This is a genomic window from Defluviimonas salinarum (assembly GCF_026013545.1).
GTDB lineage: Bacteria > Pseudomonadota > Alphaproteobacteria > Rhodobacterales > Rhodobacteraceae > Albidovulum > Albidovulum salinarum.
On the sequence record NZ_JAPDOG010000003.1, the window covers coordinates 237,394 to 263,142 of the forward strand.

Sequence of the window (25,749 nt, forward strand, 5' to 3'; positions counted from 1 at the left end):
AGAATGACCGATACCGCAATCGTGCTGCCCAGGGCCCGTTCCGAACTGGGCGAGATCCTCTACCACCTCGTCCGCGATCCCCTGGGCCTCGCCGGCCTGATCATCGTCGTGGCGATCGTCGGCTCGGCGCTCCTCGCGCCCTGGATCGCGCCCTACGACCCGGTGGCGATGAACATTCCCGACCGGCTGCAGGGGCCGAACGCCGCCCATCTCCTCGGCACCGACCAGATCGGCCGCGACACCTTCTCCCGCGTGATCTGGGGCGGCCGCGTGGCCCTGAAGGTGGCGCTGCCGACGATCGCCGGGGCGATCGTCTTCGGGCTCCTGCTCGGCATGATCGCGGGCTACGGGCCGAAATGGCTCGACAGCCTCATCGTGCTTCTCTTCGACACCCTGCGCTCCTTCCCGACGGTGATGTTCGCGCTCGCCGTCGTGGCGCTGGTGGGACCGAGCCTCAACACCGTCATCTTCGTCATCATGGTCACCTCGATTCCGACCTACGGACGGGTCGTGCGCACGCTGACCCAGTCGATCAAGCAGTCCGAGTTCATCACGGCCGAACTCTCGCTCGGCGCCACGGTGCCGCGGATCATGGGCATCCACATCCTGCCGAACGTCCTCGGCCCGCTCGCGGTGCTCGCCGCGATGGACATCCCGACCGTTGTCGGGCTCGAGGCCGGCCTCAGCTTCCTCGGCATGGGGGTAAAGCCGCCCACGCCATCCTGGGGCGTGCTTCTCTCGGACGGCTACGCGCTCATTCGCAACACGCCCTGGCTCATCATCGCGGGGGGCATCCCGCTCATCCTGACCACGCTCGGCTTTACCTTCCTCGGCGAGGCATTGCGCGACGTGGTCGATCCGAAACTGCGCGGCAAGGGGGGCAAGTGATGGCCGTTCTCGACATTCGCGACCTCTCGGTCAGCTACTCGACGCCACGCGGGAGCCTCAGGGCGCTCCGGAACGTCTCGATGACGGTGCCCGAGGGCAAGATCGTCGGCATCGTGGGCGAGTCCGGCTGCGGCAAGTCCACGCTGATCTCCTCGATCATCCGGCTGATGGCGCCGAACGCACAGGTTGGCTCGGGCGAGGTGCGCTTCAAGGGGACGGACCTGCTGGCCCGGTCTGAGGCCGAGATGCGGGCGCTGCGCGGCACCGAGATATCGATGGTCTTCCAGGACCCGATGCAGACCCACAACCCGGTCCTGACCGTCGGCCAGCAGATGGTCGACATCCAGTACCGCGACAAGAAACCCAAGGCCGAGAAGCTGAAACGGGCCGCCGAGATGCTGGCGCTCGTCGGCATCCCCGACCCCGAGGCGCGGCTCAACCAGTATCCGTTCGAGTTCTCGGGCGGGATGCGCCAGCGCATCGCGATCGCGATGGCGCTGATGGCCCGGCCGGCACTTCTCATCGCCGACGAGCCGACGACCGCGCTCGATGCCACGCTCGAAGTGCAGATCATCAAGCGGCTGAAGGAGTTGCAGGACGAGATCGGCTGCGGGGTTCTCTTCATCTCGCACCATCTCGGCGTGATCGCCGAGCTCTGCGACGAGGTCGTCGTGATGTACGCCGGGGAAGTGGTGGAAAGCGGCACCGTCCGCGACGTCTTCCACAATCCCGCCCATCCCTACACGGCCGCCCTTCTCGACTGCGATCCCGGCCACATCAAGGTGAAGACGCGGGTTCTGCCGACGATCCCGGGCAACATCCCAGACCTCGTCAACCTGCCCAAGGGCTGCATCTTCGCCGACCGCTGCGACAAGCGCCACAAGGCCTGCGACACGCGCCCCGCGCTGTGGACCGCGCGCGCGGGCCACCGGGCCGCCTGCCACCTGATTGCCGAGAAGGAAACCGCATGAGCGCGCTGCTGCAGATCCGCGACGTCTTCGTCCGCTTCCACCTCCGCGGCGGCATCTTTTCCTCCGCCGGAACGATCGACGCCGTCTCCGGCGTCAGCCTCGATGTCGAGGAGGGCAAGACCTACGGCATCGTCGGCGAGAGCGGCTCGGGCAAGACCACGCTCGCCCGCGCCGTCGCGGGGCTCCACCACGCCTCCGAAGGCTCGATCATTTATCGCGGACAGGAACTCGTGAACCTGCCCGAGGCGGAGTTCCGCAAGCTCCGGCGCGAGATCGTGATGATGTTCCAGGATCCGATCGGCTCGCTCTCGCCCCGTCTCACCATCAAGTCGCTGATCACCGAGCCGTTCCGCATCCAGGGTATGAAGGATCGCGACCTCGACGCCGAGGCGCGGCGGCTCCTGACCATGGTCGGCCTGCCGCCGGAATTCGCGTCGCGCTATCCTTACCAGATCTCCGGCGGTCAGGCGCGTCGGGTGGGCGTGGCGCGGGCGCTGGCACTCGACCCGAAGCTCCTGATCGCCGACGAGCCGACGGCCGGTCTCGACGTCTCGATCCAGGGCGAGATGCTGAACCTCCTTGCCCGCCTTCAAGACGAGCTCGGCCTGGCGATCATGATCATCACCCACAACCTTAACGTCGTGCGCCATATCACTGACAAGGTTGGCATAATGTATCTAGGTAAGCTGGTGGAGGAAGGCGCGACCGAGGAGGTTTTCGTCCGCCCGCAGCACCCCTACACGCTGGCCCTCCTGGCAGCCAACCCCGAGCCCGACCCCGACGCGCAGCTGATGCGGGTGGAGCTTCAGGGCGAGCCGCCGTCGATCCTGCGGCGGCCGAAGGGCTGCGAGTTCCACACCCGCTGCCCCTTCGTCCAGGCCCGCTGTTCGCGCGACGTGCCCGCCTGGACCACCCATGCCAGCGGCGCGCATCGTTGCCATTTCCCGGAAATCTGGACGCGCGAGGTTCAGGCCGCATCATGAGTGCCACGATCTTCACTGGCGGCCCGATCCTGACGATGGATGCGGCCAACTCCACCCCCGAAGCAGTGGGCATCGCGGGTGAGCGCATCGTCGCGGTCGGGCCGCTGCCCGACGTCCGGGTCGCGCTGCCGGGCGCGCGGGAAATCGACCTTGCCGGACGGACGCTGATCCCGGCCTTCATCGACCCGCACGGGCATTTCCCGGATTCGGCCTTCGTGACACTCCTGCGCGCCGATCTCGCCTCGCCGCCGCGGGGGGGGTGCCGCACGCTCGCCGACATATTCGCGCGGCTCCGCGCCAAGGCCGCCGAGACACCGAAGGGCGACTGGGTCATGGGCGCGGCGCTCGACGAGACCCTTCTGACCGAGGGCCGGATGCCGACCCGCGACGAGCTCGACGCGGTGTCTTCCGATCATCCGATCTGGGTGATCCACACCTCGGGTCATTGCGGCGTGGCGAATTCCCTCGCACTCGCCCGCCACGGCGTGGGCGAGGATACGCCCGACCCCGCCGGGGGGCGCTACCTGCGCGATGCCGGCGGCCGACTCACGGGCGGGATCGAGGGGCTGTCGGCCATGGGCGAGATGGGCGACACGCATTTCCTGATCGACGCCAGCAACTTCCGCCGCTGCTTCGACGTCGCGCGCGAAGAATACATCTCCCACGGCGTGACGCTGGCGCAGAATTCCTGGACCGCGCAGCCGCTTCTGGATCTTTTCGCCGAGGTCGCGGCGGCGGGCGATCCGGGCATCGACCTCGTCCTCCTGCCCATCGCCGAGATCGAGCCCGACTTCTCGACCAAGGGGCTCGGAACCCGCTGGCCGGAGCAGGCGCATGTCACGCTCGGGCCGCGCAAGCTCCTGACCGACGGCTCGTTCCTGATGCGCACCGCCTGGCTCACCGAGCCCTACCATACCGGCGCCCCCGGCAAGGCCCCCGATACTGGCCTGCCCTACATGGACCGCGAGACGCTCTTCGCCGAGGTCCGGAAGCTCCACGACCTCGGCTTCCAGATCCACACCCATTGCAACGGCGATGCCGCCTCCGACTTGTTCCTCGATGCCGTCGAGGCGGCAACCGCGGCCAATCCGCGCCCCGATCACCGCCACACCATCATCCATGGACAGGTGATGCGTCAGGACCAGCTCGCGCGCTGCGCAGCACTCGGCGTCACGATCAGCTTCTTTCCCGCCCATGTCTGGTTCTGGGGCGACAAGCACCACGACGAGTTGCTGGGCCCCGAGCGGGCCGCGAACATCTCGCCGGCCGCCTGGGCCGAGGCGGCCGGCGTCCGTTTCACCATCCACAACGACGCCTCGGTGACCCCGACCCGGCCGCTGCAGCTGATCCATACGGTCGTGAACCGGCGCACCCAGAGCGGTCGGCTGCTTGGTGATCACCAGCGCGTTTCCGCCCTGAGCGCGCTCCGCGCCCACACGATCGACGCCGCCTGGCAGGTGTTCCAGGAAGCCGAACGCGGCTCGATCGAGACGGGCAAGCTCGCAGATCTGGCCGTGCTCGACGCGAATCCGCTCGCGAAGCCTGAAAACATCGAAAATGTTCAATTAGTGCAAACTTGGCGGCGCGGATTGCCGATTTTCGCGGCTGAAATAGGAGAAATAAACACCACGAAACGCATCGGAGCCGGCGCATGAGCTACGCGATCTACATCGGCCGCAACCACAGCCGGACCAGTCACGCCTGGCTTGGCGGCTACGGCGACGAACCTTCCTCACACTGGCTCGAGATCGTCCCTGCGGCCGACCATCCCGCCGGCGCGACGATCGGGGTCGGCGTCGGGGCCGAGGCCGACATGCCGGGCGTCCGCAGCTCGATCCCGCAGGTCGGCCATACGCTCCGGCACATGCGGGTCAGCTATTCCTATTACAAGGGCGTGCCGGCACCGATCACCAATGGTGGCGTCAACGAGAAGGGCGTCGCGGTGCGCGACGTCTGGTCGACCTCGCGCGACGAGCTGATCGCGATGACGCCCGTGGACCAGACCGGGCCGAACTACAGCGACCTCGCGCGGGTCGCGCTCGAGCGCGCGGGTACGGCGCGCGCGGCGGTCGAGATCTGCGGCGCGCTGATCGCGGAACATGGCGAAAGCACCTATGGCGGCAACTCCCACCTCTTCGCAGATGCGGACGAGGCCTGGGTGATGATCCAGTTCGCCGGCGGCAAGGGGCTCTGGGTCGCCGAACGACTGGGCCCGGATGCGATCCGCGCCTCGCGCCCCGGCTATGTGCTAGAGGTGCCGGTCGATACGCCCGATCACCCCGATTTCCTCTGGTCGCCCAATTTCGTCAGCTTCGCGCGCGAGATGGGCTGGTATGCCGGTGGCCCCTTCGACGCCAACACGGTCTACGGCGACGGCAAGGGCCGCTGGGACGGCGTCTGCTGGATCGAGGCCGAGATGGCCGAGCGCGCGGCGCGGGCCGGAAAGATCGGGATCGAGGACGTGATCTGGGCGGTGCGAACCGAACGGCTCACCGGCGACACGGCAGGCTACGGCCAGGTCGTGCCGCTCGTGACACCAGCCGATCCGGATCTCTACATGATGTGGCACGCCCCGACCGGCGCGATCGCGGCGCCCTTCGCGCCGGTCTTCCTCGGTCAGCGCGACGTGCCGGCGGAGTTCGGCCCCCACCGCTACCTGACGACGGGCGAGTCGCACCGGTTCATGGACCTGCGCAAGGCCGTGAGCGGCGGAGTCGACACGGTCTCGCTGGTGCCGCAGGCGGCCGAGGCCACCCGCTCCGCGGTCGCGGAATCGAAACGCCTGATGTACCTGCTGCACCTCCTCGGAGAGGACGCGCTTGCGCGCGCGACGCGGGCCTTTGCCGCGCGCGAGGCGGCGCTCGCCGGCCGGACCGAACGGCTGCAGCGCGTGGTCGAAGCCGCGCTCGCGGCGGGTCTGCGCGAGGATGCGCTTGGGCTGCTCGGCGAGTTCAGCGCGAGCGAACTCCGGGCCGGGCTCGACATGGTGATGGCGCTTGCCGGCGGGTTCGCTGCGGAACTGTCGGCGCTCGGTCCGGTCGAGGCGCGCCAAGAGCCGGTCGCGTTCCTTCAGCTCTGGTGACCGGCGTTACCGCGCTACCTCGGCCAGTTCGCGCCTGAGCCGCGCCCATTCGTCCTCGATCAGATCGCCGAGACGGTCGATCTCGTCCCGGCCGGTCGGCTCGGCGATGACCGAGACACGGATCACCGCCCGGCCCTTCCAGTCCGTGGTGCGGAGAAAGACCGTCCCCGTCGCGTTCAGACGCTCGACCAGATGCCGGGTCGCGGCATCGGGAACGGTCCCTTCCCCGCCCTCGCAGGCGAAGACGACCTGATTGCAGTCCACCTGGTTCAGGACCCCGAGCCCCGCGACGCCGGACAACCGCTCCGCGAGCGCCGCCGCCAGCGCGCAATGGCGCCGGACGAGGTCGCGCACCCCGGACCGGCCGAGCCCCTGCAGAACGGCCCAGGCCGCGAAGCCGCGCGCCCGGCGCGACAACTCCGGATTGTAGTCCTTCGGGTCGCGCCCGTCGTCGGGCGCGGGCGCGATATAGGCGGCGGTCATGTCCATCGCCCGCCGGTGCGCCTCGCGGTCGCGGATGATGGCGAAGCCGGAATCGTAGGGCACCTGCAGCCATTTGTGGCCGTCGACCGACCAGCTGTCGGCCCGCTCGATCGCCGAGGTCAGCGCCGCCTTCTCCGGCAGAACGCGGAGCCAGAGGCCGAACGCGCCGTCGACATGGAGCCAGGCGCCATGCGCTTGCGCGAGATCGGCCAGTGCGGCGAAATCGTCGAAACCGCCGGTGTTGATCTGGCCGGCCTGCCCGATCACGATCTTTGGCCCCTCGTGTCGCGCCATCGCCTCTGCCAGTTCCGGCACCCGCATCACGCCCTGGCCGTCGGACCCGATCCGCACGAGGTTCGCCTCGCCGAAGCCGAGGAACCGCAACGCGGTATGGTTGGAGACATGCGCTTCGTCGGAGAGGTAGATCTTGACCAGCGGCGCGCCCTGAAGCCCCAGCCGGTCGATGTCATGCCCGGCGCGCCGGAGCACGGCGCCGCGCGCCGCCGCGAGGCCGACGAAACCGGCCATCGTCGCGCCGGTGACGAACCCCACCGAGCTTTCGCGCGGCAGGTCGAGCAGATCGAGGATCCAGCCCTCCACCGCCTCCTCGGCGATCGCTGCGGCAGGCGAGCACTGGTAGGTCGCCGCGTTCTGGCCCCAGACCGAGGCGAGCCAATCAGCCGCGACGCCGGTCAGGTTCGATCCGCCCATCACCCAGGCGAAGAACGCGCCGTCGGTATTGCCGACTAGGCCGGGCTCGGCGGCGGCGATCAGATCCTCGATCACCGCCGCGCCGTCGCGCCCGGCTTCGTCAAGCGGGCGGCAGAACCGGCGCCGGAGCGCCGGCGCGCCCTCGACCGGATGGAGCGGATGGCCCTTGTGGCGAAACGCGGCGCCGTAGTCGGCGGCGCGCCGCAGGGCGGAAACCTCGGCCGCCATGATCACCTCCGGTTTCATCGCGGATGCAGCCAGTTCGGCAGGAAGCTGTAGGCGTTCTTCTTCATCTCGGGATCGAACGCCACGCCGTGCTCGGTCAGGAGCGCCTTCAGGCTGCCGTCGTTGAAGGCGTCGAAGGTCTCGGTCGCTCCGCCGAGATGCCGACCGCCCACGAAGATCTGCGGGATCGTCGGCACGCCCAGCCGCTCCAGCAGCGCCGCGCGAAGGTCGCCGCCGAGATCGTCCTTCTGGTAGGCGACCGAGTCGAGGTCGACCGACCGGTATTCGATCCCCGCCGCGGCGAAGAGCTTGCGCACCGACCAGCAGAACTCGCACCATTCGAGCGCGAACAGCACGACCGGCCGATCCGGGTCGGTCACCATCTCCTCGACCATCGCGAGGGCCTCCGGCTTCGCCCCGGCGCCAGCCGCCGCCGGCACGGGCGTCGCGGCAGTGTCGAACCGGTAGCGCGGGGTCGACTGGGCGATCTCCATCTCCTCGCCGGTCATCGTCTCCTCGATATCGGCGAAGAGCGGGGTCGAGAGGTAGCGCTCGCCGGTATCGGGCAGCATCGCGAGGATGCGCGTGCCTTCCGGTGCGGCCTCGGCCACCTTCAACGCGGCGGCAAACGTCGCGCCGGCGCTGGTGCCACAGAAGATGCCCTCCTTCGCCGCCAGGTCGCGCGCGCATTGCAGCGCGTCGTCGCCGGAAACCGGCTGGTAGAGGTCGATCAACTCAGCATCGAGCACGTCGCCCGCGAGCTTGGGAATGAAGTCGGGCGTCCAGCCCTGCATCAGGTGCGGGCGGAAGCCCGGATGGCTGGCCGCGGCGCTGCCGTCGGGATTGCGCGCCTGCTCGATCCCGCTCGACAGGATCCGGGCGTTGTCGGGCTCGGCGACGACGACCCGCGTGCCGGGGCTCTTCTCCTTCAGGACCCGCGACACGCCCTTGAGCGTCCCGCCGGTGCCGAAGCCCGACACCCAGTAGTCGAGCCCGATCCCCTCGAAATCGGCGAGGATCTCCTCGGCGGTGGTGCGCGAGTGGACGTCGGGATTGGCCTCGTTCTCGAACTGGCGGCAGAGGAACCAGCCGTGCTTCTCGGCCAGCTCGCGCGCCTTGGCGATCATGCCGGTGCCCTTCTCCGAAGCCGGGGTCAGGACCACCTTCGCGCCAAGAAAGCGCATCAGCTTGCGCCGTTCGACGCTGAAGTTCTCGGCCATCGTGACGACGAGCGGATAGCCCTTCTGGGCGCAGACCATGGCGAGCCCGATCCCGGTATTGCCCGAAGTCGCCTCGATCACGGTCTGGCCGGGCTTCAGCGTGCCGTCACGTTCGGCCGCCTCGATCACGCCCAGCGCGAGCCGGTCCTTGACGGAACCCATCGGGTTGAAGGCCTCGATCTTGACGTAGAGCTCGACATGCTTCGGGCCGAGGTTGTTGATCCGCACGATCGGGGTGTGTCCGACGGTGTCGAGGATCGAGGCGCGGATGCCGGTCGAGGCATGGCGCTCCCGGTCGGCGCGGGATTGGTCGGTGAGTCTGGTCTCGAACTTGGTCATGGGTCCGTCCTGTCCTGATCTCGGTGCCGCTTCAGACGAGAAGCGGCACGGCGCAGTGGGCGAAGATGCCGAGGGCGGCGAGGCCCGAGGCATAGGCGATGGCGCGGCGGCGGCGCGGTGTCCCAGCCCGCAGCTTCTCGCGGCGCGGCCACTCCGAATAGGGACCGATGATCTCGGGAACGGGCAGATCGGCGGTCGAAAACTTGGTCATCGCGGTCATTGTCAGTCTCCCAGTTTTGGCTTTCGCTGATAAGACCTTTTTGCCCGAACCTTGGGATCGCGCCGTGATCCCGGGGCAAAAGCCACCGTGAATTCGCCGTCAATTCTGGATTCTCCTGCAAATTCCGTCGGTTCCGACCGAAACCTTTCCCTTGTCGGGCAATTTTGCGTACACTTTCCCTTGGGGGGACGCACTGCGATGCTCACGATCAGGCTCTTTGGCAAGCTGACGGTGGCCGGTCCCGACGGGGCCGAGGTGCCGATCGCGGGCGCCAAGACGCAAGGGCTCGTCGCCTATCTGGCGCTCAACACCGGCATGCCGCCGTCACGCGACCGGCTCATGGCGCTGTTCTGGGGCGACCGGTTCCCTGAACAGGCGCGGCAGAGCCTGCGCCAGGCGATCTCGAAGCTGCGCAGGAGCTTCGACGGCGATGCCGATACAATCCGCACCGAGGGCGACCGCGTCGGTTTCGCCGCAGAGGCGGTGAGCGTCGATGTCGACCGCTTCGCCGAACTGGCCGCCGACCCCGCGCCCGAGGCCGCGATCCGCGCCATCGAGTTGATGGAAGGGCCGTTGCTCGACGGGCTTTATGGTCAGCAGAGCGATTTCGAGGACTGGATCGTCTCGGAGCGCCAGCGGTTCGGCAGCCTCGCCTGCCGGGTGTTCGAGCGCGCCGCCGAAGCGCAGCTGAAGGCCGGCAATGCCGATGCGGCGCTCGACACCGCGCGCCGGCTTGTCGCGCTCGACCCGCTGCGCGACGCCTCCCACATGGTGCTGGTCCGCATCCTCGCCCAGTCGGGCGAACGGGCGGCGGCGATCCAGCATTACAAGCTCTACGAAGCCCAGCTGATGAAGGAGCTCGGCGTCGGCCCCGGGCACGAATTGCAGCGGCTGATGAGCGAGATCCGCGGCGAGGCCTTCATGGCACCGGTCGAAGCGGCGGAGCGACTGCCCGAACCCGGCCCCACCGAGGCCGAGGAGGTGGCCCAAACGACCCGCCCCGCCATCGCCGTCGTACCCTTCGCGACGATCATGCCCGGCGCCGAGGAGAACGCCTTCGCCGAGGGCCTCTGCGACGACATCACCACGAACCTGTCGCGCTTCCGCTGGCTCGACGTCCGCGCCAGTCCCGGCCTCGGGGGCAAGCGGCTGACGGCGAGCGAACTCGGCGCGCTCGGCCGCGATCTCGGGCTCGATTACATCGTGCATGGGTCGCTGCGCACCCTGGGGCCAAATCTGCGCCTGACCGTGCAACTCGCCGAACCGGGCACCGGCCGCTACCTTTGGGTGACGCGTTACGACCGTGCCGGCGAGACACTTGACGCGGTGCTCGACGAGCTTGCCGAAACCATCGCCGCCTCGGTCGAGGCTGAGCTGGAGCGGCTCGCCGGGCGCGCGGCCCGAACGCTCGGCATTGACGAGATGAACGCATGGGACTGCTATCACCGCGGTCTCGCGATCCAGTACGAATTCGCCGCCGAGACGAATGCCGAGGCGCAGCGCTATTTCCGCCGCGCTGTAGAGCTTAACCCGAACTTCGCCGCGGCCTATGCGCGGCTCTCCTACGCGATGGTGATCTCCGCCATCTATTTCGAGGCGGGAGACGTCGCCGCCCTTCTCGACGAGGCGCTGGAGCTTGCGCGCAAGTCCTGCCGGCTGGATCCCGACGACGCCGTCGGCCGCTTCGCTCTGGGCCGGGTGTACCTCGCGCGCGGGGAATACGACCGCTCACTGGCCGAGCTTCGGACCGCCACGGAACTCAACCCGAACATGGCGCAGGCGCATTGCGGGCTCGGGGATTCGCTCGCCTATGCCGGCGAGCTCGACCGCGCCATGCCGTGCTTCGACGAGGCGGTGCGGCTCAGCCCCGCGGATCCCTACCGATGGGCTTTTCTCGCCTATGGCGCGACGGCGCTACTGTTCAAGGAGGATTTCGAGGCCGCCGCCGACTGGGCCGAGCGCGCCGAGGCGGTGCCCAACTCGCATTACTGGTCGACCGCGATCAAGGCCTCTGCCCTCGGCAATCTGGGCGAGGCGGAGCGCGCGGCGCAGGCGGTGGCGGAGCTCAAGGAACGGCGCCCCGGCATCACCTGCGCCTTCGTCGCGGAACGGCTGTTCTACCTGCGCGATCCAAAGCAACTGGAGATCTATGTCGGCGGATTGCGCAAGGCGGGGCTGGACTGAACCGGCCGCCGCGCACGTTCCGCCGCAAGGCCCCTGGCGCGCCCCGGCCGAGACCGGGGGCGCTACCGCATCAGGCCATCAGCCCCGCGAGATACGACGGCCGCGCCCTCAGAAACTCCGTCAGCCGCTCGGGATAGTCCGCGGCGACAGCCCCGAGGACCGAGGGCCTTGCCGCGAGCGCCCGGCGCCAGCGGTCGAGCCTCGGCAGCGCCCCGATGCCCGCGAAATCGCCGGTTCGGTCGAGAACGTCGAAATAGCGGAAGACCGGCGCGAAGACCGCGTCAACCAGCGAAAAGCCGCGCCGGTCAAACAGCTCGCCCTCGCCGAGCCGCGCTTCGATCCGGGCAAACTTCGCGCCGAGCGCCTGCCGCTTCGCCTCGAACGCCTCGGCCGTCGCCGCCGAGTAGAGCCCGGCGATGTCGTTCAGGACCGCCGATCCGAACTCCATCCATCCGCGGTGCTCGGCGCGCTCGAGCGCCGAGTCCGGGTGTAGCGGCTCAGGGCCGATTTCCTCGAGATACTCAAGGATCACGGCGGATTCGAAGATCGGCCTGCCATCCACGGTCAGAACCGGAGTCTTGCCGAGCGGCGATAGCTCGAGGAACCAGTCCGGCTTGTTGGACAGGTCGATGTTGATGCGCTCGAACTCCATCCCCTTCTCGGCAAGGGCGATGGCGACGCGCTGTACATAGGGGCAGAGGTGATGGCTGATCAGCACGAGTTTCGCAGGCATGTGAGGATCCTTTCGCGGAAGTAGATGCATGCGCATGCATATAATCGGATTCATTCCCTCTTCAATCCGGATGCATACGCATGTATATGTTCGCGGATGCACAGCGATGACACGCGTTCGCGGCCCGGACAGGCGATCTGGATCCGCCTCGCGCGGGCATCCGAAAGGGCCCGGGACCGGATCGAACGCGATCTGGCCGATGCCGGTCTGCCGTGCCTGCAATGGTACGACGCGCTTCTCGAGATCGAGCGCGCGGGCCCGGACGGCCTGCGCCAGAACACGTTGCAGCAGCGTCTGCTCCTTCCGCAATACGGGCTGTCGCGGCTCTTGCAGCGGATCGCGGCGGCGGGGCTGATCTCGCGAACCCCCTGCCCCGAGGACGGGCGCGGTCAGATCCTGACGATCACCGCGAAAGGCCGGCGGACGCGCAGCGCGATGTGGCCGGTATATGCGGCCGCGATGGAGGCTGCGATCGGCGCAAAGCTCCACCCGCGCGAGGCCGCACGGCTCGCTGAGCTGCTCGACCGGCTCCTCGGTTGACGCTGCGGCGGCCGTTCAGCCCGGCAGGGCGAGTCCGTCCATTGCTCGCGCAAGTTCTTCGCGGCACTTGGCGACGATGAAATCGGTGAAGACCCGGATTTTCGGGTCGCGCAGCCTTCGGTGCTGGGTCAGGCAGGAAAGCTGCACCGGCACCGGCGGCGTCGCGTGCGCGACCGGCACCAGCCGCCCGTCGCGCAGATACTCGGCCACCTCGAAGATCGGCTTCATCACGATCCCCCGACCGTCGAGCGCCCAGCCGGTGAGTACATCGCCGTCATCCGTCTCGAACGGCCCGGCGACCTCGTAGCGCCGCGGCCCCTCGGGAGTGACCAGCGTCCACTGGAACTCCGGCGCGCCGGGAAAGCGCAGGTTCAGGCAATCGTGGCGCCCCTGCACCAGCGCCTCGCCATCGGCCGGATCACCCCGGGCCGCGACATAGGCGGGCGCGGCGCAGAGGATGCGCGGGCATTCCGCCACGAGCCGCATCTTAAGGGTCGAATCCTCCAGAAGCCCGAGGTGGAACGCCATATCGAGCCCCTCGCCGATCACGTCGATCTTGCGGTCCGAGAGCCGCAGCCGGACATCGATCTGGGGGTACTCGTCCTTGAACTCCGGCACGTGCGGGGCGATGAAGCGTCGCCCGACGCCGAGGGGGGCGGCGACGAAGACCGTGCCGCGCAGGTTCCGGGTGGAGGCCATGACCGCCGCCTCTGCATCGTCGATCGCTTCCAGCACCTTGCGGGCGCCTTCATAGAAAAGCCGCCCGTTCTCGGTCGGCTGCAGCCGTCGCGTCGTGCGGTTGAAGAGCCTGACGCCGAGATGCTTCTCAAGCTCGGCGATCCGCGCCGAGGCGACCGCGGGCGAGGTGCGCTGATCGCGCGCCGCCGCCGACATCGAGCCAAGCTCGAAGACCCGCACGAACATCTTGATATTGTTCACATAGGCCATTGCCGCGCCCCAGCCAGGTATTATTCGGCATTCATTGAAAGTTCTGAGATATTCCAAGGATTATCAGGAAGATGAACTTCGGTATAGCGTCATTCGCAAGACAATCCTGAAGGAGGAGCCGAATGTACGACTTCATCGTGCTGGCCGACTGGCTGGAATTCGCGGTGCGCTGGTTGCATGTGATCACCGCGATCGCCTGGATCGGCTCATCCTTTTACTTCATCGCGCTCGACCTCGGGCTGCACCGCGACCGCAATCTCGCGAGCGGGGCGGATGGCGAGGAATGGCAGGTCCACGGCGGCGGCTTCTACCACATCCAGAAATACCTCGTGGCGCCGGAAAAGATGCCGGACGACCTCGTCTGGTTCAAATGGGAGAGCTACGCGACCTGGCTGTCGGGTGCAGCGCTGCTGGCGCTCGTCTACTATCTTGGCGCCGATCTCTATCTCGTCGATCCGCAGGTGCTCGACATCTCCGTCTGGCTGGCGATCGTCATCTCCGTCGCCTCGCTCGGGCTCGGCTGGCTTCTCTACGACAACATCTGCAAATCGAAGTTCGGCGACGACAACACGCGCCTCATGATCGCGCTCTATGTGATCCTGGTCATCATGGCCTGGGGCTACACGCAGGTCTTCTCGGGGCGCGCCGCCCTCCTGCATCTCGGCGCCTTCACCGCGACCGTGATGAGCGCGAACGTGTTCTTCGTCATCATCCCGAACCAGAAGGTCGTCGTCGCCGACCTCGTGGCCGGCCGTACTCCTGACCCGAAATACGGCAAGATCGCCAAGCAGCGCTCGACCCACAACAACTACCTGACGCTGCCCGTGCTCTTCATGATGCTGTCGAACCACTACCCGCTGGCCTTCGCCACCGAGTACAACTGGATCATCGCCAGCCTCGTCTTCCTGATGGGGGTCACGATCCGGCACTACTTCAACACGGTCCACGCCCGGAAGGGCAACCCGACTTGGACCTGGGCCGTGACCGCGCTGCTGTTCCTCGTCATCGCCTGGCTCTCGACCGCGCCGATGTTCCGCGCCGAGGAGCCGACCGAGGCCCGGCTCACCCCCGCCGCGACGCGCTTCGCGGCGGCGGCCGATTTCGAGGACGTCGAGAACATCGTCCTTGGCCGCTGCTCGATGTGCCACGCCTCCGAGCCGTTCTTCGAGGGCATTCCCTACGCACCGAAGGGGGTCATTCTCGAAACACGCGAGCAGGTCGCCTCCTGGGCGCGCGAGATCTACCTGCAGGCCGGCGTGAGCCACGCGATGCCGCCCGCCAACACCTCGTTCATGGAACCCGAGGAACGGTCGAAGATCGTCAGCTGGTATCGCGGCGTGACACGGGGAGAGGGCTGATTCGCAGGGCAGGTAAGGTGGGTTCCAACCCACCGACCGCACGGGCGTTGCGTAAGGGGGGGCTTATCCCCCTTACGATCGATCCGGCCCCGAGAACCGCCATTCGGTGACTTGTTCGCACGCCTTCCCCGGCATGAGCTCAATCGACGGAAATCCGGGATGGTTCGGCGCATCGGGTCAGCCCTGTGTCTCGATGGCCAGCCCCTCATAGCCGACCCGTCCCGGCCGGATCGCATCCCGCCCGTCATAGACCTGAACACCGGGTTCCGTCGTCGCGACCTCCATCGTCACGCCGGATCGGCCGCGAAGCCGCAGCACGGGCCGGAGCGGCCGTCGATCATCGGAGAGGCAGAAACAGCTGTCGAGCGCCGGATCGCCGGGCGCGATCTCGCGGTCCGTGCGGAAATCGAATGTCGCTCCGGTCACCTCCCTGATCTCACCGGTTGGCACGACATCATCGGTGACCGCGAGCATCCGGGCGGCGTCGATCCGCAGCCGGTGGCCCGTCCAGCTTTCCGACCCGTCGAGGTTCCAGTAACTGTGATTGGTCGCGTTGAAGAGTGTCGGACGATCGGTCCGCGCCTTCACCGCCAGCCGCAGCGACGTGGGCGTCACCGAATACTCCGCCCGGATGTTGCGCCGGCCCGGAAACCCGCCCTCGCCATGCGCCAGATTCACGGCAAGCGTGACGCGGTCCGGCGCGAGATCCTCGATCCGCCACAGCCTGGCATGGGTGCCTGCGGCCCCGGAATGCAGAAGATGATTCTCTTGCGCCGCCCGTTCCAGAACGATCTCGCGTCCCTGCAGCCACGCCCGCCCCGCGCCCAGCCGATTGGCCACCGGCGCGATCAGCGCGCCATGCCAACACATCGCGCCTTCGTAGTCCGCCAGCCGGTCGGAACCGAGCGTCAGGCTATGTGGAACGCCACCGAACCGGACATCCTGCAGGATGGCCCCATAGGTCAGGACCGAGGCCCGCAAACCGCCCGCCGACAGCTCCACCCTTTCGACGGCATCGCCCGCCCGGGTGGTGCCGAACGGTGTGCGGACGCCGCTCACACCGCGCCGCGCTTCAGGTACGGGAACCAGTCCTCCCTGAGCCGCGCGCCCGGCTGCATCCCGTGCCCCGGAAAGGGCGGCGAGGTGCGGCCCGGGCGTTCGACGTAGCGGGCGTCCGCGCCGACGAGCCGGAGCGAAAAGGCCCGCCGACGGGTCGACGTCAGGTTGCCGCGCGCACCGTGCAGCGTGCGGAAATCGAAGGCCACCGCGTCGCCCGGTTCCATCGCCCATTCGAGGATCCGCATTCCCTCGGCATCGGGATCGGGCACCGGCATGTAGGTCTCGGGATCGGGATAGAAATTCTCCTCCGACAACCAGCGCGTCGGCAGCACCTCCTTTTCCCAGAGGTGCGAGCCCGCGACGCAGCGCAGGGAAGCCTCGCGCACCGGATCGACCGGCGACCAGAAACTGACCGTTTGGCGCCCCTCTACGAAGTAGTAGGGGCCATCCTGATGCCAGGGCGTGGGCTTTGAGGTGCCCGGCTCCTTCACCAGCACATGGTCGTGGAAGACCTGAACCGTATCGCTGCCCATCAGCCGCGCCGCCACCTCGGCCACGTCCGAGTTCCGAATCACCTCGGAAAACTCCGGGATCCGGCTCCAGTTGCAGTAATCGTCGAAGAACCGCCCGCCCTCGCCGGGCTTGAGGTTCTCGGCCGCGTAAGGCCCGGGCTCGGCCATGTTGCGCTCGATGCCCGCCCGGATCACGTCGACCCAGTCCTTCCACAGGCCTTTGACCAGCACGACCCCGTCGCGCTGATAGGCCTCCGCCATTTCCGTCGTCACGAGGGGCGTTTCCATGCTTTCTCCTTCCGTTCGCTTGCGCCGACCCTGCCGTCACGCCATCATTAACTCAAATAATAATTCGAAATCGAAGCCATAATCCCATGCTATCCATTACGCTCCGCCAGCTCGAATATGCCACCGCTGTCGCCCGCGCCGGCGGCATGACCTCGGCGGCCGAGGCGCTGAACGTCTCCCAGCCGGCGCTCTCGGTCGCGCTGACCCAGCTCGAGGCGCAACTCGGCAACGCACTGTTCCTGCGCCGGCCCGGCGGGCCGGTGACGCCGACCTCGTTCGGACGTGACTTCCTTGACGAGGCCGAGCGCATCCTCGCCGATCTGCGCCGGCTGACCCGCGGCGAGACCCGCCGCGCCGCGCCTGTGGCGCTCGGCCTCTTCGAGGATCTGGCCTCGCTGATGCTCGCGCCGCTGCTCGCCGGATTGGCGGCGGAGCGTCCCGACCTGACGGTAACGCCTCGCATCGGCGGCTTCGAAGCGCTCGCCGACGATCTGGCCCATGGCCGGATCGACCTCGCGATCACCTACGACCTCGGCCTCGATGCAGGTTTCGAGCGGCGCGAAATCGCCCGGCTGCAGCCCCATGCGATCCTCGCGGCCGCGCATCCTCTTGCCGCCCTGCCCGACCTGAGCCTCGCAGCGCTGGCGGCCGAGCCGCTGATCCTCGCCGACCAGGGTCTGAGCCTCAGCCACATGAGGGCGCTCTTCACCCGCGCCGGGTTTGACCCGCGGATCGCTCATCGCGCGCATTCGCTGGAAACCATGCGCAGCCTCGCTGCAAACGGGTTCGGAATCGGCCTCAGCTATACCTGTCCGCGGACCGGGCACAGCCATGATGGCAGACCACTCGTCGCCCGCCCGCTCACCGACGCCGGGCCGGGCGAGCCCATTGTTCTCGTGCGCCATGCCGCCAACCCGCTCTCGGCCGCCGCCGAGGCGCTTGCCGAGATCGTTGCCGCGACGCGCATCCTCGCTCAGTAACGCGTCGTCATCCGGTGACCGCGCGCGAAATAGAGCCGGACATGGGTGATCCCCCTGCCCTCCCACCAGGTCGTGCGCTCGGCGGTGAAGACCGGCTCGCCCGGATCCATCGACAGGTAGCCGGCGATCCGCGGGTCCGCCGCCGTGGCGAGGAAGCTGATTTCGACCTCCGAATAGGGGACGGCCTTGACCAGCCATTCGTTGGGGCCCGACGCGGCGAAGTCGGCCTCCTCGGCCGCCGGCAGTGCCGTAAGGCTGATCCAGCGGTCCTCGAACTGGTAGGGCGCGCCGTCCGCACTGTGCAGGCAGGCCAGATGCAGCGCCCGCGCGCCCTTTGCGAGCCCGAGCCGCGCGCGTAGCCAATCCGGTGCCTGCCGCGCGTCCCGCGACAGGAGCGCGTAGCGGTAAACCGCGCCGGTCGCCTCGATCTCTGCCCGCACCAAAGGGATCTCGAACCGGGCGGAGCGCAGCGGCATCGGCCGCACCCGCGTGCCGGCCTTGCGCCGACGCTCCAGAAGCCCTTCGTCGGTCAACTCCCGCATCGCCCGGTTGACCGTCGCCCGTGCCACGCCGAAGCTTTCGGCAAGCTCCACCTCGCCCGGCAGCAGCGTCCCCGGCGCCCAGTGGCCCTCGGTGATCCGGCGCAGGATATCCGCCTTCACGTCGCGGTAGCTGCTTATGTCGGCGCTCGGGTCATCATTCATGGACAGAAACCGTCTTTGTGCTATTTGTCCGATCATATCGGCTTTTTGACTGAGGAAAAGCGCAAGCAATGCAGGTGATCCCCCCCTTCGGTTTCGCAACGCAGCCGTGGAAGAACGGCGGCGGCATCACGCATGAGATCGCCCGGAGCGAAGAGCAGGACGCGCTTCTCTGGCGGCTGTCGATCGCCGAGGTCGGCACCGACGGCCCGTTCTCGGCCTTTCCGGGTCTGGCGCGGATCCTCACCGTGATCGACGGCAAGGGTCTCATCCTCGACACGCCGGAAGGCCGGCTGTCGGCGCTGCCGTTCGCGCCGCTGGCCTTTCCGGGCGACCTGCCGGCGGAGTGCTCGCGGATCGCCGGCGCGGTCCGCGACTTCAACGTGATCTACGATCCCGCGCGGATCCGGGCCGCCGTGCGCGTGCTCGACGCCGGAACGGAAACCGCGCTCGACGACGCGCCGGGCCGCCTGCACGCGCTGCTTTCCCTCGGGCCGGACTGCCGCGTGGGCGGCAGCGTGCTACCCGAGGGCGCCGTCGCGCTTCTCGACCGTGCCGCGCGCACAGCGACTGAAGGCGCGCCGGCCCTTGTTGCGGTGCTCGACCGGGTCTGAGCCGACCTACAGACGTGCCACGAGGCCAGCCACAGTCTTGCGGTAGGCATCCGTGACGGACGCGCGCGCGACATGCCGGCCCTCCCGAACCCGGTGCCGCCCGGCCGACCAGAGGTCGGTGACCACCGCGTCCGAGGCCGCGAAGCAGAGCCCGTCGAGAAGCTGTTCGTCGCCCAGACCGCAGAGCGCCGGGTGGCCGGCGTCGATCGCGACGAGATCGGCCCAGAGCCCCGCCTCGATCGCCCCGGCCGAACGGCCGAGTGCCTGCGCGCCGCCTCGCGCAGCTTCGGTGTAGAGGAACCCTCCGACGGACCCCGCGCCCGGCACCATCACGTTGCGTTCCAGATCGCGCAGGCGCTGCGAATACTCGAGCGTCCGGAGCTCCTCGGTCAGCGATATCCGCACGTTGGAATCCGATCCGAGACCAAAAAGCCCGCCCGCAGCGATCCATCCCGGCCCGTTAAACGGCCCGTCGCCGAGATTGGCCTCGGTGATCGGGCAGAGCCCCGCCACGGCCCCGCTCCGTGCCAGAGCCTCCGTCTCGACGGCGGTCATGTGGGTCGCATGCACCGCGCACCAATTGGCGCCGACCGGCGCGTTCGCCATGAGCCACTCGACCGGACGGGCGCCGAGCCAGCCGGAGATATCGGCCACTTCCTTCGGCTGTTCGGCGATGTGGATGTGGATCGGCGCGCCCCCGGCGAGTGCCGGAACCTCGGCCAGATCTTCCGGGCAGGTCGCGCGCAGCGAATGCGGCGCGACACCGACGCTTGTGTCGGCCGACGCCCCGCCCGCCACGCGGCGCACCGCGGCCAAAAGGCCCGCGTACCCGTCGAGATCGTTACCGAAACGAAGCTGGCCGCCACCGAGCGCCTGCCGCCCCGCGCCGCCATAGGTGTAGAGGACCGGCAGATGCGTGAGCCCGATGCCGGTCGCCTCCGCCGCGGCGAGGATCCGCGCCGACAGTTCCGCCGGATCGGCGTAGCGCGCCCCGCCGGGCTGGTGATGGACATAGTGGAACTCGCCCACCGCGGCATAGCCCGCCTCCTGCATCTCGACGAACGTCATCGCCGCGATCGCCTCGACATCCTCGGGCGTGAGCCGGTCGAGGAAACGGTACATCAGCTCGCGCCAGGTCCAGAAACTCTCGCGCCCCTCGGCGCGGTACTCGGTCATCCCGGCCATCGCGCGCTGGAACGTGTGCGAATGCAGGTTCGAAAGCGCGGGCAGGAGCGTGTCGACGACGGCATCGCCGGGCTCGGCCTGCCGCCCTGCCGCGACACCGGCAATCCGCCCCTCCCCCACCGTCACCCGGACATCCCGCGTCCATCCTTGGGCCAAGAGCGCACGTTTCGCAAAGATCATGTCGGCCCCTTTATGTCTAGACATATTACCTATACTGGCCTAGAACATGAGTCGGCAACCGAATTCGCCCAACACCGGTCCCTTCCATGCGACAGCCCAACGCCCTTTTCGTGAACTGCCGTGCCGCGACGCTGACTGGCGACGCGCCTTACGGTTTGATCGAGGACGCCGCGACCGCGGTGACCCCCGACGGAATCCTCTGGACCGGCAAGGCCGACGAGATCCCCGCCGCCGTCGCGCACTATCCGCGCCACGATCTCGGCGGCAGGCTGGTCACGCCGGCGCTGATCGACTGCCACACTCACCTCGTCCACGGCGGCAACCGCGCGAACGAATTCGAGATGCGGCTCAACGGCGCGAGCTACGAGGAGGTGGCGCGCGCCGGCGGTGGCATCGTCTCCACCGTCCGCGCGACCCGTGCCGCGAGCGAGGAGGATCTGATCGCCGCCGCCCTGCCCCGGATCGACGCGCTGATCGCCGAGGGCGTCTCGACCGTCGAGATCAAGTCTGGCTACGGACTCGATATCGACACCGAACTCAGGATGCTGCGCGCCGCGCGCCGGCTTGCCGCCCTGCGGCCGGTTGAGGTTCATACGAGCTTTCTTGGCGCCCATGCGATCCCGCCCGACTACAAGGGCCGCGCCGACGCCTATCTCGACGAGGTCTGCCTGCCCGCGCTCAAGGCCGCGCACGCAGAGGGGCTGGTCGATGCGGTCGATGGTTTCTGCGAGGGCATCGCCTTTGCGCCGCAGGAAATCGCCCGCGTCTTCGACGCGGCCAGGGCGCTCGGCCTGCCAGTGAAACTCCACGCCGAGCAGCTCTCCAACCTCGGCGGCGCGGCGATGGCGGCGGGCTACGGCGCGCTTTCGGCCGATCACCTCGAGTATCTCGACGAGGCCGGCGTCAACGCGATGGCGGAGGCCGGCACCGTTGCCGTGATCCTGCCGGGCGCCTTCTACGCGCTGCGCGAAACCAAAGTCCCGCCCATCGACCTCTTGCGCAAGCATGGTGTCCCGATGGCGGTCGCGACCGATCTCAATCCCGGCTCCTCGCCGATGAACTCGCTTCTGCTGGCGATGAACATGGCCTGCACGCTCTTCCGCATGACGCCGGAAGAGGCGCTGGCCGGGACCACCTGCAACGCCGCGAAAGCCCTTGGCCTGAGCGACCGGGGCAGGATCGCCCCGGGCCTGCGCGCCGATTTCGCAGTCTGGAACGCCGAGCATCCGGCCGAACTCAGCTACCGTTTCGGCTTCAACCCTCTCCATCAGTGCATCATCGGAGGCTGGATTGACATCCCTCTCGCTTAAGCCCGGCGCCGTCACCCTCGCGGAACTCGCAAGGCTCTATTTCGAGGAACTGCCCGCCCGCCTCCACCGCGACGCGAAAGGGGCGGTGGACCGCGCGGCGGCCGCCATCGCCGCTGCCGCCGCCGGCGACGTACCGGTCTACGGCGTCAACACCGGCTTTGGAAAGCTCGCCTCGGTCCGTGTCGCGCCCAAGGACACAGCGACGCTCCAGCGCAACCTGATCCTGTCGCATTGCTGCGGCGTGGGTGCGCCGATCCCGCGCGCCCATGCCCGGCTGATGATGGCGCTGAAGCTGCTCTCACTGGGCCGCGGCGCCTCGGGTGTGCGCTGGGAGTTGATCGAGCTACTCGAAGAGATGCTCGCCCGCGGCGTGACACCGGTCATCCCAGCGCAGGGCTCGGTCGGCGCCTCCGGCGATCTCGCCCCCCTCGCCCATATGACCGCGGTGATGATCGGCGAAGGTGAGGCCGAGTTCGAGGGCCGCGTGCTGCCCGGCGCCGAGGCGCTGGCGGCGGCGGGCCTCTCCCCGATCCCGCCCGGGCCGAAGGAAGGGCTCGCCTTCATCAACGGCACCCAGTTCTCCACCGCCTTCGCGCTCGCAGGCCTCTTTGAGGCCTGGCGCGCGGCGCAAGCCGCGCTCGTGACCTCGGCGCTGTCGACCGACGCGATCATGGGCTCCACCGCGCCGCTGCAGCCCGAGATCCACAGCCTGCGCGGCCATGCCGGCCAGATCGAATCCGCCGCCTTCCTGCGCACCCTTCTCGACGGCTCGGAGATCCGCGAAAGCCACCGCGACGGCGACACCCGCGTGCAGGACCCCTACTGCATCCGCTGCCAGCCGCAGGTCACGGGTGCAGCAATGGACGTCCTGCGCATGGCCGCACGGACGCTCGAGATCGAGGCAAATGCCGCCACCGACAACCCGCTTGTCCTCACCGAGGCCGGGATGATCGTCTCCGGCGGCAATTTCCACGCCGAACCCGTGGGCTTCGCCGCCGACATGATCGCGCTGGCGCTGGCCGAGATCGGCGCCATCGCCCAGCGCCGCGTGGCGCTGATGGTGGATCCGACACTGTCCCATGACCTGCCGCCCTTCCTGACCCCCGACCCCGGCCTGAACTCTGGCTACATGATCGCCGAGGTCACGACGGCCGCGCTGATGAGCGAGAACAAGCACCTCGCCCATCCGACGGTGACGGATTCCACACCCACCTCCGCCAACCAGGAGGATCACGTCTCGATGGCCGCCCATGGCGCCCGGCGCCTCCGCCGCATGGTCGAGAACCTCGACCGCATCCTCGGCGTGGAGCTTCTCTGCGCCGTGCAGGGCATCGAGTTCCGCGCGCCGCTGAGAACCTCTGGGCCGCTGCAGGACGTTATCGCCCGGCTGCGCCGCGACGTCGCCCCCCTTGCCGAGGACCGTTACCTCGCGCCCGACCTCGAGACCGCCGCCCGGCTCGTCGCGACCGGCGACATCGCCGCCGCCGCCGGCCTCGCCCTGCCGGAGCTCGTCACATGAACATCTTCGAGGTGGAACGGGGCGACAGCCCGATCGTGCTCGGCCAGCCCCACGGTGGGACCTGGCTTCCCGACGAGCTCACCGGCCGGCTCAACGCGAACGGCCGCGCGCTCGCCGACACCGACTGGCATATCGGCCGCCTCTACGACGGGCTGCTCGACGGCGCGACGGTGGTGCGTATGAACGTCCACCGCTACGCGATCGACGCCAACCGCGACCCCGACGGCATCTCGCTCTATCCCGGACAGAACACGACCGCGCTCTGCCCGGTCACGGATTTCGATGGCGAGCCGATCTGGGAAGACGGGCAAACCCCGTCCGAAGACGAGATCCTCGCCCGCCGCGACAGCTACCACGCGCCCTACCACGCCGCGCTCGCCGAGGAGATCGCCCGCGTCAAGGCCCGGCATGGCGTGGCGGTGCTCTACGACTGCCATTCGATCCGCTCGACCATCCCGTTCCTGTTCGAGGGCAGGCTCCCGGTCTTCTCGATCGGCACCAACGGCGGCGAGACCTGCGCCGCGCGGATGCAATGCGCGACCGCCGATCCCTGCCTGAAGACCGAGGGCGCGGACACCGTCATCAACGGCCGCTTCAAGGGCGGCTGGACCACACGCCATTACGGCCGTCCGGAAACCGGCGTCCACGCGATCCAGATGGAGCTCGCCCAGCGCGCCTATCTCGCCGCCGAGGCCGCACCGTGGAGCTACTGCATCAATACCGCCCAACCCACCCGCGCCACCCTGCGCCGGGTTCTCACCAATCTCGACCGCCTCGCCCGCTCCGGCGCGCTGAACTGACGGAGACCCAGATGCTCGACCTCGACCGCAAGAACACCCGCGACATTTACCCGCCCACCGGTACGGAACTGAATGCGAAAAGCTGGCTCACCGAGGCCCCGCTTCGGATGCTGATGAACAACCTCCATCCCGACGTTGCCGAGAACCCGCACGAGCTCGTCGTCTACGGCGGCATCGGCCGGGCGGCGCGCAGCTGGGGCGATTTCGACCGCATCGTCGCGACGCTGAAGGACCTCGAGGCCGACGAGACCCTCCTCGTCCAGTCCGGCCGCCCCGTGGCGGTCGTCAAGACCCATCCCGACGCCCCACGCGTGCTCATCGCCAATTCGAACCTCGTGCCGCACTGGGCCACCTGGGAGCATTTCAACGAGCTCGACCGCAAGGGCCTCATGATGTACGGTCAGATGACGGCCGGATCGTGGATTTACATTGGAACCCAAGGCATTGTGCAGGGAACCTATGAAACTTTCGCCGAGGCCGGCCGCCAGCACTACGGCGGCGACCTCACGGGCAAGTGGATCCTGACCGCGGGCCTCGGCGGCATGGGCGGGGCCCAGCCGCTCGCCGCGGTCTTCGCGGGCGCCTGCTGCCTCGCCGTGGAATGCGACGAGACGCGGATCGATTTTCGCTTGCGCACCAGGTACCTCGACGAGAAAGCGAAGACGCTCGATGAAGCGCTCGCCCTCATCGACAAATGGACCAAGGCCGGCGAGGCCAAGTCCGTCGGCCTCCTCGGCAACGCCGCCGAGATCGTCCCCGAACTCGCGCGCCGCATGAGGGCGGGCGGACCCCGCCCCGACATCGTCACCGACCAGACCTCGGCCCATGACCCTGTCCACGGCTACCTGCCGCTCGGCTGGAGCGTCGCCGAATGGCGCGCGGCGCAGGAAAGCGACCCGAAACGGGTGGAAGCCGAGGCCCGCGCCTCGATGAAGCGCCATGTCGCCGCGATGGTCGCGTTCCACGAGGCGGGCGTGCCCACGGTCGATTACGGCAACAACATCCGCCAGGTCGCGAAGGACGAAGGGCTCGAGAATGCCTTCGCCTTCCCCGGCTTCGTCCCGGCCTACATCCGCCCCTTGTTCTGCAAGGGCATCGGCCCCTTCCGCTGGTGCGCGCTCTCGGGCGATCCCGAGGACATCGCCAAGACCGACGCGGCAATGAAGAAGCTCTTCTCGGAGAACCAGCACCTCCACCGCTGGCTCGACATGGCGGCCGAGCGCATCGCCTTCCAGGGGCTCCCCGCCCGCATCTGCTGGATCGGCCTCGGCGACCGCCACCGCGCCGGGCTCATGTTCAACGAAATGGTCGCTTCCGGTGAACTGAAGGCACCGGTCGTCATCGGCCGCGACCACCTCGACAGCGGCTCCGTCGCCTCGCCCAACCGCGAGACCGAAGCGATGAAGGACGGCTCCGACGCCGTCTCCGACTGGCCGCTCCTCAACGCGCTCGTCAACACCGCCTCGGGCGCGACCTGGGTGAGCCTCCATCACGGCGGCGGCGTCGGCATGGGCTTCAGTCAGCATTCCGGCGTCGTGATCGTCGCCGACGGCACGCCGGAGGCCGCGAAACGCCTCGAACGCGTCCTGTGGAACGATCCCGCCTCGGGCGTCTGGCGCCACGCCGACGCAGGCTACGACATTGCCAGGGACTGCGCCCGCGACCACGGTCTGAGACTGCCGACCATCCTCGGCAACTGACCTTCTTCATTGCAGA

Annotated in this window: 23 protein-coding genes and 1 pseudogene; 14 read left to right on the forward strand and 10 right to left on the reverse strand. The window is 68.3% G+C overall.

Features of this window, described 5'->3' with window-relative positions:
- Positions 1-3: 3 nt before the first annotated feature.
- From OM960_RS05180 to OM960_RS05200, 5 genes are read left to right on the forward strand one after another with little or no spacing between them, the layout of a single operon-like run.
- On the forward strand, positions 4-888 hold the full coding sequence (locus OM960_RS05180) for an ABC transporter permease (RefSeq protein WP_264771260.1): 885 nt from the start codon (positions 4-6) through the stop codon (positions 886-888).
- Positions 888-1,859, forward strand: coding sequence for an ABC transporter ATP-binding protein (locus OM960_RS05185; protein ID WP_264771261.1), 972 nt, complete (start codon positions 888-890; stop codon positions 1,857-1,859). Before OM960_RS05180 ends, OM960_RS05185 begins: the two co-directional genes overlap by 1 nt.
- Positions 1,856-2,842 (forward strand): ABC transporter ATP-binding protein, encoded by a 987-nt coding sequence (locus tag OM960_RS05190; protein WP_264771262.1) that lies wholly within the window; start codon positions 1,856-1,858, stop codon positions 2,840-2,842. Before OM960_RS05185 ends, OM960_RS05190 begins: the two co-directional genes overlap by 4 nt.
- Positions 2,839-4,497 carry an amidohydrolase gene (locus OM960_RS05195; protein ID WP_264771263.1) on the forward strand — a complete coding sequence of 553 codons (1,659 nt, stop codon included), beginning with the start codon at positions 2,839-2,841 and terminating at the stop codon, positions 4,495-4,497. The genes OM960_RS05190 and OM960_RS05195 overlap by 4 nt, the downstream gene beginning before the upstream one ends.
- Positions 4,494-5,924 (forward strand): C69 family dipeptidase, encoded by a 1,431-nt coding sequence (locus OM960_RS05200; protein ID WP_264771264.1) that lies wholly within the window; start codon positions 4,494-4,496, stop codon positions 5,922-5,924. The genes OM960_RS05195 and OM960_RS05200 overlap by 4 nt, the downstream gene beginning before the upstream one ends.
- A gap of 6 nt (positions 5,925-5,930) precedes the next feature.
- Here OM960_RS05200 and OM960_RS05205 read toward each other — a convergent pair whose 3' ends face one another.
- The 4 genes and pseudogenes from OM960_RS05205 to OM960_RS05220 form a co-directional block, all read right to left on the reverse strand.
- Entirely contained in the window at positions 5,931-7,364 is a 1,434-nt protein-coding gene (locus tag OM960_RS05205; RefSeq protein WP_264771265.1) for a pyridoxal phosphate-dependent decarboxylase family protein, read from the reverse strand.
- The gene (locus OM960_RS05210) at positions 7,361-7,738 is read right to left on the reverse strand and encodes a glutaredoxin domain-containing protein (RefSeq protein ID WP_317852818.1); all 378 of its coding nucleotides are present in this window, start codon (positions 7,736-7,738) and stop codon (positions 7,361-7,363) included. The genes OM960_RS05205 and OM960_RS05210 overlap by 4 nt, the downstream gene beginning before the upstream one ends.
- Positions 7,739-7,804: 66 nt before the next feature.
- Positions 7,805-8,833 (reverse strand): annotated as a pseudogene (gene cysK, locus OM960_RS05215) (cysteine synthase A); the annotation flags it as partial.
- 100 nt (positions 8,834-8,933) lie between these two features.
- Entirely contained in the window at positions 8,934-9,122 is a 189-nt protein-coding gene (locus OM960_RS05220; RefSeq protein WP_263333480.1) for a hypothetical protein, read from the reverse strand.
- Positions 9,123-9,320: 198 nt separating this feature from the next.
- Between OM960_RS05220 and OM960_RS05225 the strand changes: the two genes are divergently transcribed.
- Positions 9,321-11,306 (forward strand): BTAD domain-containing putative transcriptional regulator, encoded by a 1,986-nt coding sequence (locus tag OM960_RS05225; RefSeq protein ID WP_264771266.1) that lies wholly within the window; start codon positions 9,321-9,323, stop codon positions 11,304-11,306.
- 70 nt (positions 11,307-11,376) lie between these two features.
- On the opposite strand, the gene OM960_RS05230 is transcribed toward OM960_RS05225, so the two are convergent.
- Positions 11,377-12,039, reverse strand: coding sequence for a glutathione S-transferase family protein (locus OM960_RS05230; protein ID WP_264771267.1), 663 nt, complete (start codon positions 12,037-12,039; stop codon positions 11,377-11,379).
- A gap of 96 nt (positions 12,040-12,135) precedes the next feature.
- Here OM960_RS05230 and OM960_RS05235 point away from each other — a divergent pair, with 96 nt between their 5' ends.
- Positions 12,136-12,579, forward strand: a complete 444-nt coding sequence (locus OM960_RS05235; RefSeq protein WP_264771268.1) for a MarR family winged helix-turn-helix transcriptional regulator — start codon at positions 12,136-12,138, stop codon at positions 12,577-12,579.
- A 15-nt stretch (positions 12,580-12,594) separates the two neighbouring features.
- Here the strand turns inward: OM960_RS05235 and OM960_RS05240 are convergent, their stop codons facing one another.
- Complete coding sequence (locus OM960_RS05240) at positions 12,595-13,527, reverse strand: LysR family transcriptional regulator (protein WP_263333488.1); 933 nt, start codon at positions 13,525-13,527, stop codon at positions 12,595-12,597.
- 122 nt (positions 13,528-13,649) lie between these two features.
- Between OM960_RS05240 and OM960_RS05245 the strand changes: the two genes are divergently transcribed.
- Positions 13,650-14,885, forward strand: coding sequence for a urate hydroxylase PuuD (locus OM960_RS05245; RefSeq protein WP_264771269.1), 1,236 nt, complete (start codon positions 13,650-13,652; stop codon positions 14,883-14,885).
- Between the two features lie 177 nt (positions 14,886-15,062).
- On the opposite strand, the gene OM960_RS05250 is transcribed toward OM960_RS05245, so the two are convergent.
- Together OM960_RS05250 and OM960_RS05255 are read right to left on the reverse strand one after the other, a co-directional pair.
- Positions 15,063-15,944 carry an aldose epimerase family protein gene (locus OM960_RS05250; protein WP_264771270.1) on the reverse strand — a complete coding sequence of 294 codons (882 nt, stop codon included), beginning with the start codon at positions 15,942-15,944 and terminating at the stop codon, positions 15,063-15,065.
- Positions 15,941-16,744, reverse strand: a complete 804-nt coding sequence (locus tag OM960_RS05255) for a phytanoyl-CoA dioxygenase family protein (protein ID WP_263333495.1) — start codon at positions 16,742-16,744, stop codon at positions 15,941-15,943. Before OM960_RS05255 ends, OM960_RS05250 begins: the two co-directional genes overlap by 4 nt.
- A gap of 86 nt (positions 16,745-16,830) precedes the next feature.
- Here OM960_RS05255 and OM960_RS05260 point away from each other — a divergent pair, with 86 nt between their 5' ends.
- Entirely contained in the window at positions 16,831-17,724 is an 894-nt protein-coding gene (locus OM960_RS05260) for a LysR family transcriptional regulator (protein ID WP_263333497.1), read from the forward strand.
- Here the strand turns inward: OM960_RS05260 and hutC are convergent.
- Complete coding sequence (gene hutC, locus OM960_RS05265; RefSeq protein ID WP_264771271.1) at positions 17,718-18,428, reverse strand: histidine utilization transcriptional repressor HutC; 711 nt, start codon at positions 18,426-18,428, stop codon at positions 17,718-17,720. The two genes, OM960_RS05260 and hutC, sit on opposite strands and share 7 nt — an antisense overlap.
- Before the next feature lie 68 nt (positions 18,429-18,496).
- Between hutC and OM960_RS05270 the strand changes: the two genes are divergently transcribed.
- A complete protein-coding gene (locus tag OM960_RS05270; protein WP_264771272.1) occupies positions 18,497-19,039 on the forward strand; it encodes a HutD/Ves family protein in 543 nt (180 codons plus the stop codon).
- A gap of 6 nt (positions 19,040-19,045) precedes the next feature.
- Here the strand turns inward: OM960_RS05270 and OM960_RS05275 are convergent, their stop codons facing one another.
- Entirely contained in the window at positions 19,046-20,404 is a 1,359-nt protein-coding gene (locus OM960_RS05275) for a formimidoylglutamate deiminase (protein WP_264771273.1), read from the reverse strand.
- 86 nt (positions 20,405-20,490) lie between these two features.
- On the opposite strand from OM960_RS05275, the gene hutI reads away from it, so the two are divergent.
- Genes hutI through hutU form a run of 4 tightly spaced genes read left to right on the forward strand, consistent with a single transcriptional unit; the run spans position 20,491 to position 25,733 of the window.
- A complete protein-coding gene (hutI, locus tag OM960_RS05280) occupies positions 20,491-21,714 on the forward strand; it encodes an imidazolonepropionase (RefSeq protein ID WP_264771274.1) in 1,224 nt (407 codons plus the stop codon).
- Positions 21,695-23,233 carry a histidine ammonia-lyase gene (gene hutH, locus OM960_RS05285; protein ID WP_264771275.1) on the forward strand — a complete coding sequence of 513 codons (1,539 nt, stop codon included), beginning with the start codon at positions 21,695-21,697 and terminating at the stop codon, positions 23,231-23,233. The genes hutI and hutH overlap by 20 nt, the downstream gene beginning before the upstream one ends.
- The gene (gene hutG / locus OM960_RS05290; RefSeq protein ID WP_264771276.1) at positions 23,230-24,033 is read left to right on the forward strand and encodes an N-formylglutamate deformylase; all 804 of its coding nucleotides are present in this window, start codon (positions 23,230-23,232) and stop codon (positions 24,031-24,033) included. The genes hutH and hutG overlap by 4 nt, the downstream gene beginning before the upstream one ends.
- Before the next feature lie 11 nt (positions 24,034-24,044).
- Complete coding sequence (gene hutU, locus OM960_RS05295) at positions 24,045-25,733, forward strand: urocanate hydratase (RefSeq protein WP_264771277.1); 1,689 nt, start codon at positions 24,045-24,047, stop codon at positions 25,731-25,733.
- Positions 25,734-25,749: the final 16 nt, after the last annotated feature.

What these genes read in the sequence shown, in the direction of transcription:
- OM960_RS05180 (WP_264771260.1), top strand. Translation starts at nt 4, where the DNA reads ATGACCGATACCGCAATCGTGCTGCCCAGGGCCCGTTCCGAACTGGGC.
- OM960_RS05185 (WP_264771261.1), top strand. Translation starts at nt 888, where the DNA reads ATGGCCGTTCTCGACATTCGCGACCTCTCGGTCAGCTACTCGACGCCA.
- OM960_RS05190 (WP_264771262.1), top strand. Translation starts at nt 1,856, where the DNA reads ATGAGCGCGCTGCTGCAGATCCGCGACGTCTTCGTCCGCTTCCACCTC.
- OM960_RS05195 (WP_264771263.1), top strand. Translation starts at nt 2,839, where the DNA reads ATGAGTGCCACGATCTTCACTGGCGGCCCGATCCTGACGATGGATGCG.
- OM960_RS05200 (WP_264771264.1), top strand. Translation starts at nt 4,494, where the DNA reads ATGAGCTACGCGATCTACATCGGCCGCAACCACAGCCGGACCAGTCAC.
- OM960_RS05205 (WP_264771265.1), bottom strand. Translation starts at nt 7,364, where the DNA reads ATGAAACCGGAGGTGATCATGGCGGCCGAGGTTTCCGCCCTGCGGCGC.
- OM960_RS05210 (WP_317852818.1), bottom strand. Translation starts at nt 7,738, where the DNA reads ATGGTCGAGGAGATGGTGACCGACCCGGATCGGCCGGTCGTGCTGTTC.
- OM960_RS05220 (WP_263333480.1), bottom strand. Translation starts at nt 9,122, where the DNA reads ATGACCGCGATGACCAAGTTTTCGACCGCCGATCTGCCCGTTCCCGAG.
- OM960_RS05225 (WP_264771266.1), top strand. Translation starts at nt 9,321, where the DNA reads ATGCTCACGATCAGGCTCTTTGGCAAGCTGACGGTGGCCGGTCCCGAC.
- OM960_RS05230 (WP_264771267.1), bottom strand. Translation starts at nt 12,039, where the DNA reads ATGCCTGCGAAACTCGTGCTGATCAGCCATCACCTCTGCCCCTATGTA.
- OM960_RS05235 (WP_264771268.1), top strand. Translation starts at nt 12,136, where the DNA reads ATGCACAGCGATGACACGCGTTCGCGGCCCGGACAGGCGATCTGGATC.
- OM960_RS05240 (WP_263333488.1), bottom strand. Translation starts at nt 13,527, where the DNA reads ATGGCCTATGTGAACAATATCAAGATGTTCGTGCGGGTCTTCGAGCTT.
- OM960_RS05245 (WP_264771269.1), top strand. Translation starts at nt 13,650, where the DNA reads ATGTACGACTTCATCGTGCTGGCCGACTGGCTGGAATTCGCGGTGCGC.
- OM960_RS05255 (WP_263333495.1), bottom strand. Translation starts at nt 16,744, where the DNA reads ATGGAAACGCCCCTCGTGACGACGGAAATGGCGGAGGCCTATCAGCGC.
- OM960_RS05260 (WP_263333497.1), top strand. Translation starts at nt 16,831, where the DNA reads ATGCTATCCATTACGCTCCGCCAGCTCGAATATGCCACCGCTGTCGCC.
- hutC (WP_264771271.1), bottom strand. Translation starts at nt 18,428, where the DNA reads ATGAATGATGACCCGAGCGCCGACATAAGCAGCTACCGCGACGTGAAG.
- OM960_RS05270 (WP_264771272.1), top strand. Translation starts at nt 18,497, where the DNA reads ATGCAGGTGATCCCCCCCTTCGGTTTCGCAACGCAGCCGTGGAAGAAC.
- OM960_RS05275 (WP_264771273.1), bottom strand. Translation starts at nt 20,404, where the DNA reads ATGATCTTTGCGAAACGTGCGCTCTTGGCCCAAGGATGGACGCGGGAT.
- hutI (WP_264771274.1), top strand. Translation starts at nt 20,491, where the DNA reads ATGCGACAGCCCAACGCCCTTTTCGTGAACTGCCGTGCCGCGACGCTG.
- hutG (WP_264771276.1), top strand. Translation starts at nt 23,230, where the DNA reads ATGAACATCTTCGAGGTGGAACGGGGCGACAGCCCGATCGTGCTCGGC.
- hutU (WP_264771277.1), top strand. Translation starts at nt 24,045, where the DNA reads ATGCTCGACCTCGACCGCAAGAACACCCGCGACATTTACCCGCCCACC.